Source organism: Salmonella sp. SAL4457 (assembly GCF_046548235.1).
GTDB classification, from domain to species: domain Bacteria; phylum Pseudomonadota; class Gammaproteobacteria; order Enterobacterales; family Enterobacteriaceae; genus Salmonella; species Salmonella enterica.
On the sequence record NZ_JBGDZO010001208.1, the window covers coordinates 1 to 241 of the forward strand.

The 241-nt window shown below is 65.1% G+C and carries 1 protein-coding gene; it reads right to left on the bottom strand.

The window, feature by feature from the left end; genetic code table 11:
- A partial coding sequence (locus tag ACLJNW_RS28020; protein ID WP_410961879.1) for a TolB family protein occupies window positions 1–241 on the bottom strand: 241 nt, incomplete at both ends.

Below are 241 nucleotides of genomic sequence, written 5' to 3' on the forward strand. Positions count from 1 at the left end.
GTACCTGCCCGATGGGTGGATATACGGCGCCCAGCTCATCGCCTTGAAGTCGGTGAGCTGACGATCGTCGGTGCCATCGAGGTTCATCGTGTGGACATCGGCGATGACACCGGTGGTATCGAAGCGGCGCCAGATGATGCGCGTGCCGTCCGGCGAGAAGAACGGGCCGCCGTCGTAGCCCGGCACCTGCGTCAGGCGCCTGGCGTCGGATCCGTCGCCATCGGCTCGCATGATGTCGATC